The following is a 12605-nucleotide window of genomic DNA, read 5'->3' on the forward strand; positions in this document are numbered from 1 at the left end:
ATGCCCAGCGGACTCAAGACCGCCGAAGCCGCGAGACTGATCAACGCCTCGATCCGCGGCACCGCCTACGTCGAGCCGACCGGCGCGACCAAGGTCGAGCTGACCACCACCGCGCCGAGCGCCACCGCGAACGGCACCGCGGTGACCGGCGGCTCGTACGCCGACCAGGCCTACCCGACGTCCGGCGACACAGCGACCGGTTCGATCTCGAACAACGCCGCGATCAGCTTCGGCCCGATGCCGGCCGCGACGGTCGTCGGCGCGAACACGAAAGACTCCGGCGGCACGCCGCGGTACAGCTGGTGGGGCACCTTTGGCACCAGTATCACCACCTTGGCGGGCGATCTGATCACTTTCGCGCCCGGGGCGTTGACCTTCTCCCTGAACAACACGCCGTAGGCCATGGCGGCGCGTTCGGACGCGGCGACCGACCGCGTCAGCCTCGGCTCGGCACCGTCGTCGACCGCGTGGACGATAGGCGGCTGGGCGCGGATCGTGTCTGCGGGCGCGAACTCCTTCAATCCGTGCCTGCGGCTGCACTCCGGCAGCGGCGGCAACAGCGCCTGGATCATCGGGTTCAAGGCCGCCAACGGCCGGAATGTCGCGGTCTACTCGGCGTCGAACCCGTCCGGCCTCATCGGCGCCGAGATCAGCCTGAACACGTGGGTCTACGTCGCCGCGACCCTCGGTTCCGCCGGGGCGTGCAGCTTCTACTACGGCACGACACCCGGTTCGCTGACCAAGCTGACCGGCACCGTAGGCGTCGGGACCGCGCCGGACGGGCTGACGTTCTTCGGCCGGTCGCCGTCGGACGGGTCCGAGTGGCTGAACGGCAGCTTGGCGTACTGGCGGATCTGGACGGCGGTGCTTACCGACGCCGAGATCGCGGCGGAGAGCCAGAGCGCCACCCCAGTCCGCTCGGGTGCGTGGGCGTCGTGGGACTTCGCCGGCGCGGCCCTCACCGACGGATCCGGCAACAGCCGGACCCTGACCGCAGGATCCACTGCGTTGGCTGCGGACACGGACCCGCCGCTCGGCGGCACCCAGAACGCCACCCTCACGTGCGCCGCGACCGCGGCGGTGAGCGTCGGAGCGTTCGCGGCGCGCGCCGCGACACTGTCCAGCGCCGCGACCGCGCAGACCAGCCTCACCGCAACCGGCGAACGCCAGGCCACCATGGGCGTCGCGGCCGTGGCGCGCGGCGACCTCAGCCCGTTCGCGAACCGGGCGGCCGCGCTCGACGTCGCCGCGATGGCTCGTACCGACGCGTCCGCGTTCAGGACTACCTCCGTTGCCCTGAATGCCGTCGCGGTCGCGCAGGCCGACGTGAACGCGGTCGCCGAACGAACCGTGCTGCTCGACCTGGCGGCTGTCGCGGCGGCGGGTTTGACAGCGCACGCCGACAGGGCCCCGGCCCTGGACGTTGTGACCGTGGCAGCGCTGGGCGCGGTGCCCGAGCAGGAAACCCGGGCACTGCTCGAAGCCGCGGCCGTCGCCGCGATGGCTGCACAGACGCAGCCGGGCCAGGATCGCGACATCACCGTCGCCGCGACCGTCCTGACCGGCCGCCGGCGCGCGACGCTGCTCCCGTCCCGCTGGTCAGCACTGGAGGTTCGATGAAAGAGCAGTCGGCCCTGTCCACCGAGTACGTCGAGGTCGGGATCGGCGCGACCGCGGCGGACGGCACGCCGGTCGACGTCGCCGCGCTGGCCGTCGACCTGGCGATTGTCCCCACCGCACAGGGCGATCCGCTCGAGGGCGACTGGGCACCGGCCGAGCACCTGCGGCCTGGTGTCGTCGGTGTCCTCGTCGGCCCATACGGCAGCAACCCCCGTGTCCTCGCGCGCGGCGACTACACGGTCTGGCATCGCACCACCGACACCCCCGAGCGGCCGGTCGACTCGGCCGGACGACTCCGAATCACCTGACAACCGGGAGGGATCGTGTCCGATCTCGGCGACCACGCCGTCTACGAACTCGACTACCAGGGAATCACGGACCCCGACCGGGCGAGGCTTATCGCGATCGTCGGCAACTTCGCGGACTACACCGACCCGGAAGCCCGCGCCGCGGCGCTGCAGAAGGTGCAGACACTGCTGCAGTTCAAACCCCTGAGCCCGCTGACCAGCGAACCGGATCAGTGGGTGGATCGGTCGTCGCTGTCGGGCGGCCGACAGCTCTGGCAGTCCAAGCGGGATCCGGACGCTTGGTCGCACGATGCCGGGGCGACCTACTACATGCAGTCTCAGACCGACGCGCCCTACCAGTCGACGATCGTCCCGTAACCCGCCCGCCAGCCGATCACGCCCGCCCGGCCCCTCGGCCGGGCAACGCAGAAAGCCCCCGCGCTCCCGCTGCGAAGCGGTCGAGCGCGGGGGCTTTCTGCGTTGCACAGGCCTGCTAGCTGTCAGAGAGTTCTTCCCGGCCGTGTGCGGTGAGCACGTAGTAGCACTGCGCCCGGGTCGGGTCGGTTTCAGGCCACTCGGTGGCGATCCAACCGAGCCGTTTCATCTCGTCCAGCAGCGGGAGCATCCGGGAACTGCGCAAGCCGGTGTCGCGCCGGAGGTTCGCGGCGGTGAAGCGGGCGTCGGTGCCTCCGATGAGGAAGGCTGTCGCCAGCTTGTCCATCTCCCGAGCTGTCCGCATGGCCTCGATCCTACTCGTCGTCCTCCGACGGCGGCGGGTCTGGAAGCCACCTGAACCGGGTCGACCGGTAGCCACCGCCGGGCCGGGTCGGCCCGGTCGGCTGCCGTGGCGGGTGGCTCGCTGGAGACCCGTAGACCCGATTGCCTTCCCGCCCGGCTGCCAGGCAGCTGCGCACGTCGCGGCGGTCAGGCACGGCTACTGCTTCCGCTTCGGGTCGGGGCGGTCGGGCTGTATCGGCCTCGGCTGCGGAGTGCGATTCTTCTCCGTTGGGTTGGTCGTCCGGTGGTTCTTGCCCGATACCTGACTCGTCGGGCTCTTGCCTGCGGTGTTGCGCGGCTGATCCTTCGCCATCTGAACTGTCCTCATTCCGCTCTCGAAACGTGGGCAGCCCGACAGCCCGGTCGCCGCGCCGTCGGGGGAAGCGCGGCGACCGGGCGTTTCGTGCCAGGCGAGGGGCCGGCCGCCGATCGGGGTAGATGGACGGACCGGCCCCTGCCCCACCCTCGGACGGGTGGTCGAGCCCCGGCCGCTTCGCCACCTGAAGACGGGCGGCGGCCGGGAGTTTCACGGTTTCCCGCGGAATCGGGGAGTCAGCAAGGGCGATAGCGCGATCGCGTTCTGGCCGCCGTGCGGCCGGATCCTCACGTCGTTGCGGAGCAGCAGTCTGCGGATGGTGCCGTACGCGGCGTTGTTTTCGTCCGCTAGTGCCTGTATCGACGCCCCCTGCTTGTACTTCCGGATGATCTCCGCGACAGGCAAGTCGGTACGCCTGACGCCCTGACGGCTCTCCGGCAGCACTGCGCCTTCCTGCCGCAGCAACCGTCCGGTCCAGCTCGTCGACAACCCGTGTTCCCGGGCGATCGCGGTGATCGACTCACCGGCACGCCAGGATTCGAGCATCCGGCGGTTTCGCTCGGTCCGTTTCGCGCGCGCCTCGTCCGGCGTTTCCATCCGGTGCCCCTGTCATCGCAGTCTGTGGATGGGGGCGGTGGTCTTCGGGAGAGGCCACCGCCCCCGCACCCCGTCCAGCGGGGGCGTACCCGGTGCCGCGGCGTGTCGGGGGTTACCGTCGCGGCATCGGGGGTCTATTTGCCGCAGGCCCAGAAGGGCTCGCCGCATTCGCCGCACCTGCGATCTGTCGCCGTGGCGGTAGCTCCGCACGCTTTGCAGGCGAGCCGGATCCGCGTCGTCGTGCGCGGCGGGCCCGGCCGGACGAACCCCGGCGCTCGACGCAGCCAGTCAGCGAAGAGGAACAGGGGATTGATCCCGCATTCGTCGTCCGCGTGGTGGCGACGCCGGTAGGTGTTGCTTCGGCGTTGTGGCGTTGCCGCGGTCATTGCGCAGCCAACCCCGTGCAACCGGTGCACCATTCGGCGTCTACGAACCCTGTTAGATCCAATTCGCCGCGCCCATGGCGATCTGGGTAGGGGGCGCCGGTCGAACACCAGGGGATTAGCCACTGCACCGACGGGTCGGCAAGGTCCCGCTTCCAGTAGCGGTGCGCGGTCCTCTTGTGTGCGAGGGTCGGGTCAGAGTGCATCCGCAACGCGAGTTCCGACGTGTGCGGAGCTCCGCGTCGCTGCTCGATTGCATTCCGCACTGTCATGCGGAAAACGCTAAGAGTGATCGGCGGGTGAAGGGGTAGGGTTCCTACCCTCACCCGATCGGCTCAGGCGATGGCGAGTCCGACCCGGCCGACCAAGTCGCGTACGGCTTCGCGTTCCCCCGCTGGAGGGCGCTTGTGCAGGTCGATCAGCATGTCGCGCGCGTAACCGTTGAAGGAGATCGTTTCGCTTGCGACGCGCTGTGCCCGGTCGAGCAGCGCCAGCGTCCCGGGTCCGTCGCCTTCCTGGGCATGGATGCGGGCAACCTCGATCAGGTGCCGACCTCGGCGGGCTAGCGAGGGGATGAGGCCAGGGTCGAGAGCGTTGGCGGCGCGTCGCGCCTCGCCGGTCCGGCGCAGCTCGACGCCGAGGGTTACCGCGTGAGCCTGCATGACGCTGCGGGAGAACGACGTTTGGGTATGGCGATAGTCGGCACCGAGGCGTTGCGCGGTCCGTTCTGCGGCTTCCCAATGCGCCCAGGCGTCGCCGTGCCGCCCGCGTCGCGCGTGCACGTAGGCGATCTCCGCGTCGAGCGCGCCCGCCATCCCGCGCCAGTCGTCGGGCGCGGTGTCGAGGTAGGGCAGAAGCAGGTCGCGCGCGTCAGTGGCCAGCGTGATCGCTTCGTCCCACCTGCCCGCGTCGCGCAGCGCCTGCACCATCGCCCACGAACCCCCGGCCATGGCGTACGGGTCGTCCGCCTCTTGAGCCTCGGTGAGGGCCCGGTCGGCGACCATCCACACCAGCTCAGGCGACGGTTGGTAAGCCACGTAGAAGTCGGCGAGCTGGTAGACGCCGCTGAGCACGACCCGCGCTGCGCGGCGTTGCTCGCCGCGCAGAGCACGCGCGGTCGCCTGCGCGTCGCGGATGAGACCGGGCAGCAGGCTGCCGAGCTGGGTGCGATGGTCGGACGACGAATGACGGACCAGCCACGCCATGCGCAGCCGCTCAGCCAGATGCGGCACGGACGCCGGGGCTGCAGTGACGCGGGTGACGCGGTACTCGGTCAGCGCTGCCTGCACCTCGGACAGCGCCGCGTGCCGCGGCCCGGCGTACACGCTGACCGGCACCGCGTGCCCGTTGCCGGTCAGGTCGGCGAGATCGTCGAGTTCGAGCGCCTGCGCGATGCGCAGCAGCATCGGCAGCCGCGGTGTCTGGATACGACCGGTCTCGACAGCCTTGAGCCACTCGGCGCTCTTGCCGAGCAGGCCAGCGAGGACTGGCCGGGACATGCCCGCACGGTCGCGGTAGTGCTTGATCCTCTTGCCCACGGGCAAGTCCATGTCGACCACCCTCGTTCGCGGAGTCGCCTCCTCGCGTGGCCCCGGTGATCAGCCGGGGCCGTCCCTCCGCGAAGAGGTGCGGTGCCAGCTTACCGTCACTACGAGAGACCCGAGTACGGCACGGGCTGCCAACGGTCTACTTTGCGGTCGCGGGCGCGAAGCTGTCCGTCCACCCGGTGCCGTTCCACCACTGCAGCTGGCCCGGCTGCTGTGGCGACGGGTACCAGCCAGGGGAATGCGCCGCGGCGAGTTGTGCCGCTGCAGCTCGACGGTTCGACCGCTTCACCATCACCACGATCAAGATGGGAACGCCGGCAAGAATCGCCAGCGCGGCGATGATGACGAGGCCGAGTACCAGGTACTGCGCAACCGCCGGGCGGCACGGCTCGAACGCGTGTACGACATCGAGCGAGGCGAGGAGCTGCCTCGGGTGTCCAGCCACTGTCCAGCTATGGCACGACATGAGGTGTACTCAGGAGACATGAGAGGACAATCGACGCGGGCCGTAGGGCGCAAGTTGGCAGCCCAGAGACATGAGGTGACACCAGGTGACGCCGGGTGGCATACGGCTTCATAGGTTCCGGTTACCCGGAGGGTTCTTGGTTCGAGTCCAAGCGGGGGAGCAAAGCCCCAGGCTGGACAAGGCCTGGGGCTTCTTTCTTGCTCTGGTTGCTGATCAGTTCCCCGATAAACTCCCAAGATTCACTTCGCCGCCTTCCTGATCGACTCCAACGCCTTCTGCGCCGCGTGGTTCGACGCCTTCCGCCGCTTCTCCCGATGGTGCTCCTCGTACCCGGCCGGGGTGTCGCAGAGCTGCTCCGCGCCTTCCGTTGTGGAGACGCCCGATTCGTCGAGGTGCGTCCCGACCGTCTCCCGGAACACGTGGCTCGTGACCCACCCGTACCCGCACGCGTCGAACGCCTCGCGCATCCGCCCAGCGACGTTGCTCGGGTCCAGCCACGTATCGCATGCCGAAGGGAAACCGGGCTCTTGGCACCGGCTGCTAGCTTCCGTCTTCGCCACATCGAGACAGACCACTGCGGCACGCCGAGCGTCAGCGCCTGCTATCTGCGGATGATCTCCGCGACAGGCAAGTCTGCGCGCCTAACGCCCTGGTGGATTTCCGGTAGCGCTGCGCCTTCCTGGCGCAGCAGACGACCGGTCCAGCTCACGGACAGATTGTTCGCGCGAGCTATCGCGGTGATCGACTCGCCAGCCCGCCATGCCTCGAGCAGTTGTGCATTGCGAGACCGCCGTGCTTCGAGTCTCGCGACGATGCCGCGGTGCGGCGCGAGGGTTGTGGATCGGGAACCGGCGGCGGCCATCGGGACTGCCTCTCTGGTTGGCGACCAGCCGCCACGGCTGGCATCGGGGGCATAGCGGCCGGGCTGTATTTGAGCAGCACGAGCAACTTCGCGTACGCCGCAGCGGTTCTCGACCGCGAACGTCGTCGGAGATGGCGGTGCGCTCTGCTATGCCGACGAGCAGGATCGACTGCGCACGAGCTGCCGGGTCGCGCAGCCCGTTCGCGGCGGCCACCACCAGCTCGTATCGCTCGTACTCGTCGGCAACCCGGGCCTTGTGATCAATGTCTGCGGCCATGTTCACGGGACCGCGTGGTGCTGGGCGTGGTCTACGCGCGGTGGTAGCGAGGTAAGGGGGGACCCTGGTGTCACCCGACGTGGCGTCAGGGCCTTGAGCGCGTCGACGTGCGCGCTCATCTGCGTTCGCATCCGGCGATACAGCCGGGTCGGTCCGGCTGCGAGACGGGTTCGCCGGGTCGGGTGCGTCGCGCAGAATTCGGGTGGGGTTGACGCCGCGCCCGGTCATCGTGCCGCACCCGTGGTTTCGTCGTCGGCCGTCCAATGCAGGCGGATCGCAGCCCCGCACGCGTTGCACTCTGCCGAGCCCGACTTGGTCTCTGCCTGGCAACGCTTGCACCAGACGTGCGACGGGAATTCTTCGACGAGCTGCTGCGGGATGCGGCCCTTCGGGTGGTTCCGCCGCACATACCGCTCGGACGCCGCCATCTCCGCCTCGGAGATGGGTCCTCCGGGTTTGCGGAGCGTGCGCATCACTGCCAGGTCGGCCGCGTCCAGGTGGCCGGGGCACCGTAAAGCGAGCATCGCGTCTCCACCATGCCGCCTGATGCGAGAGCGCTCCGGAGGTACCGGTGGTTCAGACCGTCACGGCTCCACCGGTGCACCGCGAAGGTCACCGCGGCTACCTCCTCGGCCGACAATTCGCCCACGATCCGCGCCGTCATGACCGAACCTGGCCAGTGCGTGTCGCGCAGAGACACCGTGAGCGCTTGCCCGAGCTGGTTTCGCAGGACGCGGTCGGGGCGGATGTGCTGCTGTGTGCGACGGATGCAGCAGGCGAGGCATCTGGGATCTCCGGAAGTCGCTTCGTGATCTTCGTGGGCGCTCTCAACGAGACCATGCTGTCCGGCTTCTGGCGTGTTCACCGATGCCGGCGACGTGATCCCGGATCGGTGCGGAAGTGGTAGCGGTCCAGGAACTGACCTCGGCCAACTGGTTGCGGGCGACAGCGAAACTGAATCTGGAATATCCGTATAGCGCTAGAGCCGCCTCGACCGACCGCAGGCTGCAGCCCCTGACCGGCCTGCTGCGGGACGCTCGATCCGGATTCGAGTTCACCTAGCCTTCTTCATTCCCGCTGACCACGCCGGACCACGCCCTGACGCGTGGCTTCCGTACCGTGGAGACGGCCGTCCGCGACGGCGGCGGAAGCGATCATCTCGCGGCGGAGGCCGGGCTCGGCGATGGGTGAGCCGGTCTGCCGTCGACTGGACTGGCGGCGCGTCCCGGCGGACGACTCCGCGCGCGCCGATCGCGAGCACGCGCTGCTCGAATTCCGGAGTGCATGACGGTCTCGCAGCACTGCGTCGCCGACGCTCGCGTGATCGTCGCCTGGCGGGGCGTTTTCGCCGGGAGCGTGTCGCCGCAGGTGTCCGCGGGCGCCGTTCGCGCCCATGCGAAATGAATCTTGCGCAACCTTTCGGCGCGAGATCGAGCCCTTCGGTGAGCCGGGCGTTTCGCTGCGGAATTCTGCCCGAACGGCAGCATGCCCTCCGGAGCGGCGACATATGGTGCGGTTGCAGGGGCTCGGCCGCAACGCGGTTTCGCGGTCCGCGAGGGGAATCCTGAGAATCAGAGTCCTCAGGGTTCACCTCACGGACCCGAAGACGCGGTCACGAGGGCGGCAATCGGGCATGCCGGTGCGGCTAACCGTCTCTTGTGGACGGTCAAGGGCCGGGTCGCTGCCTGTCACCGCGGCGAGCCGTACAGGTCGGTTCTGCGATCGCCGAAAAGGTGGTTTCGGGTGCTGATGTTCTTGTCCCGGGCCGCGGCGAGGTCGGTGTCCCACCGCGCTCGGCCGTCGGCTTCCGCGACAGCGGCGATCCAGCCGTCGTGGCTGACGATCGCCGTCCCCTCGGTCCACCGCTGGCCGCGTTCGGTTCCGGAGCGGTCGCAGCAGGCGACGGCGACCCGGTTGACCCGGGCGGCGGCCTGGGCGATGAGGACTTCTGGCGGTCGCTCACCCGCGGGGCGGGGGACTTCGGGCCAGTTGGTCGGGACGGCGATCAGGTCGGCGCCTTCGAGTGCGGCGCGGCGGGTGTACTCGGGGAATTCGAGGTCGTAGCAGATCATGACCGCGATCCGGCCGAAGGGGGTGGGGGTGACCGGCGGCGGCTGGCTCCCCGGGGCGAAGAACAGCTTCTCCCGGTCCCACAAGTGAGTCTTGCGGTAGCGGGCCAGGACGCCGGTCGCATCGAACAGCACCGCGCTGTTGTAGAGAACGTCGTCCGGGCCGCGTTCGGCGTATCCGCACACGACCACCGAGTCGCCGTCGACGGCGGCCGTCCACTCGTCGATCATCGGGTCGTCCGGCGGGATCGCGCACTCCCGCGCCTCGGCGGGCGACTCGAAGACGTATCCGCTGGTCGCCAGTTCCGGCAGGACGAGGATGTCGGCGCCGGCGGTCGTGGTTTCGCTGATCGTGCGGACGATCTGCCGGTGGTTTTCGGCGAGGCGGCCGACCTGCGGGGCGAGTTGCTCGCAGACGATCCTGGTCATTCGCTGTCTCCCTGCTCGGCGATCTGGGTCCGAACCCGCTCAGCCAGGCCGGGCACCGCGGCCACGATGACGGTCGCGACGACGAGGACTCCGAGAATGATGTACGGGAAGAACCGGTACGGGCCCGACACGCCCACCACGTTCTTGAAAATGGTGTAGGCGATGAAGGCGAGCGCGAGCACCGGGACGACCGCCTGCCAGCGGGGCGCTTTCGGCTTGCCGCTGAGGAAAAGGAAGCGGAACGCGCCGACGGTGGCCATGGCGTAGGCGACGAGCAGGGCGATGGTTCCGATGGTGAGCCAGTAGAAAGTCGCGTCCAGGACTCCGGTGCCGGCCAGTCGCTGCCCGACGGCGAAGCAGAGGATCAGGACGCTGGTCACGACGATCGTGCCGACCGGAGCCCCGCGTTTGGTCAGCCGCGCGACCGGTCCGGGGACTCCGGCGTCGCGGATCAGCGCGTAGCCGACTCGCGCGGCGCCGTTGACGGTGCCGAGGGTGATCGCGAACAGGCTGACGCTGGCGACCAGGTTCAGCAGGACGCCCATCGCGCTGCCGAGATACTGGCCAGCCAGATCGCCGTACGGGTCTTCGGCCGCGGCGAAGGCTTTCACTCCGTCCGGCCCGGTGCCGTAGCCGAGCGCCTGCCCGGCGATGGCGAGCAGGAAGAACACGCCGACCACCGCGATGGTGATCTTCAGCGCCCGGGGGATTTCCCGCTTGGGGTTCATCGTCTCCTCGCCGAGCGACGCGGCGCCCTCGAACCCGGCGAACGCGAGGAATCCGAACACCGCGGCGCCGGCGATCGTGCCCACTCCGGTTCCTGCGGGCAGGTGCAGGAAATTCCAGCTGAACGTCTGCCCGTGCGGGCCGTGGCCCGTCGCGACCCGCGCGATGATCACGATGCTGAGCAGGCCGACCAGCGCGGCCCCGGCCAGTTCGCAGATCAGCAGGATCCGCGTGATGACCCGGATTTCGCTCAGCGACAGCGTGACGACCAGGACCAGCGCGACCAGTGCGGTCCAGATCCATTCGGCCGACCCGGCGCCGGCCAGGCCCAGCTGACTGAGGACTTTGTTGAAGAACAAGGCGATTTCGGCGGTCGAGCCGGTGCCGATGGTCGCGTACGCGGTGAACAGCGCGGTGCCGGCGACGAACCCGGCGCGCGGGCCGAGCGTGCGGCCGACCAGTGCGTAGACGGATCCGGTGTGCGAGATGTGCTGCGACAGCTTGACGAATCCGTAGCCGACGAGCGAAACGCCGAGGATGGCGAAGACGAAGGCCCAGGTGGCTCCTTCGCCGAGCAGCCCGGCCGCTCCCACGCCGAGCAGCGCCATCGCGCCGACCGGGCCGATGAGGCCGACGGAGAACGCGGCCGCGTCCGTGACTTTGAGTTCTCGCCGCAGCTTTTCCGGTGCGGCCGCGGCTTGGTTTCCGTTGGCGGGTGCGGACATGACCTCAGCCTCTGTCTGGTTCTCGGTGCCGGGGCGCGGCAGGGGGGCGGCGGGCCGGACCGGCGGACGCGGTCCGGCCCGGGAAGCGGGCTCAGGTCCGGTCGACGGCGGGAGTGCCGTCGAACGCACCGGAATGCCGGCCGATGTGCTCGATGCGGACGGTGGCGGTGGCCTCGTGCGCGGCCAGGCCTTCGAACGCGGAGATCCGTTCCACGGCAGGCGCCAAGGCCGCGGTGCCTTCCTTCGTGGCACGCTGGTAGGTGAGCGGCTTGAGGAACCGCGACACCGACAGCCCGGCGTTGTAGCGGGACGTTTTGCCGGTCGGCAGGACGTGGTTGGTGCCCGCGATCCCCTTGTCGGAGTAGGCGACCGTGCTCCACCGGCCGAGGAACAGCGAGCCGTAGTTGGTGAGCGTCTTGAGGTAATAGTCGTCGTCGGCGGTCTGGATTTCCAGGTGCTCGGGACCCCAGACGTCGCTGACCGCGGCGGCCTGGGCGCTGTCGCGCGCGACGACGACCGACCCGAAGTCGCGCCACGCCGGGCCGGCGACCTCGCGGGTGGCCAGCGTCGCCAGCCTGCGGTCGATCGCGGCGACGACCTGGCGGCCGAATTCCTCGGAGGTCGTCACGAGCGCGGCAGGCGAGTTGGGGCCGTGCTCGGCCTGCCCGAGCAGGTCGGCGGCCACCCAGTCGGAGTCGGCGGTCTCGTCCGCGATCACGGCCACTTCGGACGGTCCGGCCAGCAGATCGATGCCGACCCGGCCGAACAGCTGCCGCTTCGCTTCGGTCACATAGGCGTTTCCCGCGCCGACGAGCATGTCCACCGGGGCCTCGTCCAGCAGCCCGAACGCCATCGCGCCCAGCGCCTGGACGCCGCCGAGCGCGAAGACCCGGTCCGCGCCGGACAGGTAGGCGCCGTACAGGACCGCCGGGTGCGCGCCGTGCTCGCCCGACGGGGGAGTGCACGCGAGAACGGACGGCACGCCGGCCGTCTTGGCGACCCCGACCGTCATGAAGGCACTGGCCAGCAAGGGAAACCGGCCGGCGGGCAGGTACGCGCCGACCCGGCTGACCGGCACGTAGCGCTGTCCGCAGACGACCCCGTCGGCCAGTTCGAGTTCGAAGTCGGTCAGGTGCTCGCGCTGGGCGGCCGCGAAGCGGTGAGTACGTTCGTGGCCGAGTTCGAGAGCCGCGCGCAGGTCGGCGGGGAGCTGGTCGCCGGAGCGGCGCAGTTCGTCGCGGCCGAGTTCGAGCGCGCCGGTCCAGCCGTCGAGGTCCTCGGAGTAGCGCCGCACCGCGGTGAGACCGCCGCGTTCGATGTCGCGCAGCATTTCGCTGACGCGGTCGACGACGCGCGGGTCGCGCTGGGCGGGCGGTCCGTCCACGGCGGGCTTCTTGAGCCAGGTCAGCGGGCCGAGCTGGGCTGCCTCGGAGGGAGTGATTTGCATGGCACGAGACGGTAAGCGCGATCCGGCCCCCGGACTAGAGGGTGCGATCCTGGGCGAACCATCGGGTTGCCCTATGC

13 protein-coding genes are annotated in these 12605 nt (G+C 69.6%); 4 read left to right on the forward strand and 9 right to left on the reverse strand.

Annotated elements, in window-relative coordinates:
* Genes F9C12_RS37695 through F9C12_RS37710 form a run of 4 tightly spaced genes read left to right on the forward strand, consistent with a single transcriptional unit; the run spans position 1 to position 2285 of the window.
* Positions 1-399 carry a hypothetical protein gene (locus F9C12_RS37695; RefSeq protein ID WP_409186506.1) on the forward strand — a complete coding sequence of 133 codons (399 nt, stop codon included), beginning with the start codon at positions 1-3 and terminating at the stop codon, positions 397-399.
* Positions 400-402: 3 nt separating this feature from the next.
* Positions 403-1620: a LamG-like jellyroll fold domain-containing protein gene (locus F9C12_RS37700; RefSeq protein WP_409186507.1), complete on the forward strand. Its 1218-nt coding sequence runs from the start codon at positions 403-405 to the stop codon at positions 1618-1620.
* Entirely contained in the window at positions 1617-1928 is a 312-nt protein-coding gene (locus tag F9C12_RS37705; protein ID WP_409186508.1) for a hypothetical protein, read from the forward strand. The genes F9C12_RS37700 and F9C12_RS37705 overlap by 4 nt, the downstream gene beginning before the upstream one ends.
* Before the next feature lie 15 nt (positions 1929-1943).
* Positions 1944-2285: a hypothetical protein gene (locus F9C12_RS37710; protein ID WP_409186509.1), complete on the forward strand. Its 342-nt coding sequence runs from the start codon at positions 1944-1946 to the stop codon at positions 2283-2285.
* A gap of 115 nt (positions 2286-2400) precedes the next feature.
* Here F9C12_RS37710 and F9C12_RS37715 read toward each other — a convergent pair whose 3' ends face one another.
* The 9 genes from F9C12_RS37715 to hisD all read right to left on the reverse strand — a co-directional run bounded on the left by F9C12_RS37715 (position 2401) and on the right by hisD (position 12528).
* On the reverse strand, positions 2401-2646 hold the full coding sequence (locus F9C12_RS37715; RefSeq protein ID WP_409186510.1) for a hypothetical protein: 246 nt from the start codon (positions 2644-2646) through the stop codon (positions 2401-2403).
* Between the two features lie 564 nt (positions 2647-3210).
* Positions 3211-3597, reverse strand: a complete 387-nt coding sequence (locus F9C12_RS37720) for a helix-turn-helix domain-containing protein (RefSeq protein WP_409186511.1) — start codon at positions 3595-3597, stop codon at positions 3211-3213.
* Positions 3598-4315: 718 nt separating this feature from the next.
* On the reverse strand, positions 4316-5530 hold the full coding sequence (locus F9C12_RS37725) for a multiprotein-bridging factor 1 family protein (protein ID WP_409463596.1): 1215 nt from the start codon (positions 5528-5530) through the stop codon (positions 4316-4318).
* A gap of 136 nt (positions 5531-5666) precedes the next feature.
* Positions 5667-5972 carry a DUF2510 domain-containing protein gene (locus F9C12_RS37730; protein ID WP_409186513.1) on the reverse strand — a complete coding sequence of 102 codons (306 nt, stop codon included), beginning with the start codon at positions 5970-5972 and terminating at the stop codon, positions 5667-5669.
* A gap of 260 nt (positions 5973-6232) precedes the next feature.
* Entirely contained in the window at positions 6233-6460 is a 228-nt protein-coding gene (locus tag F9C12_RS37735; protein ID WP_409463597.1) for a hypothetical protein, read from the reverse strand.
* A gap of 896 nt (positions 6461-7356) precedes the next feature.
* Complete coding sequence (locus tag F9C12_RS37740) at positions 7357-7656, reverse strand: hypothetical protein (protein WP_409463598.1); 300 nt, start codon at positions 7654-7656, stop codon at positions 7357-7359.
* Between the two features lie 1164 nt (positions 7657-8820).
* Entirely contained in the window at positions 8821-9630 is an 810-nt protein-coding gene (locus F9C12_RS37745; RefSeq protein ID WP_409463599.1) for a nitrilase-related carbon-nitrogen hydrolase, read from the reverse strand.
* Complete coding sequence (locus tag F9C12_RS37750) at positions 9627-11081, reverse strand: APC family permease (RefSeq protein WP_409463600.1); 1455 nt, start codon at positions 11079-11081, stop codon at positions 9627-9629. Before F9C12_RS37750 ends, F9C12_RS37745 begins: the two co-directional genes overlap by 4 nt.
* A gap of 91 nt (positions 11082-11172) precedes the next feature.
* A complete protein-coding gene (gene hisD, locus F9C12_RS37755; protein ID WP_409463601.1) occupies positions 11173-12528 on the reverse strand; it encodes a histidinol dehydrogenase in 1356 nt (451 codons plus the stop codon).
* Between the last annotated feature and the right edge of the window lie 77 nt (positions 12529-12605).

The sequence above is a fragment of the Amycolatopsis sp. GA6-003 genome (assembly GCF_046267895.1).
Taxonomy (GTDB): Bacteria; Actinomycetota; Actinomycetes; order Mycobacteriales; family Pseudonocardiaceae; genus Amycolatopsis.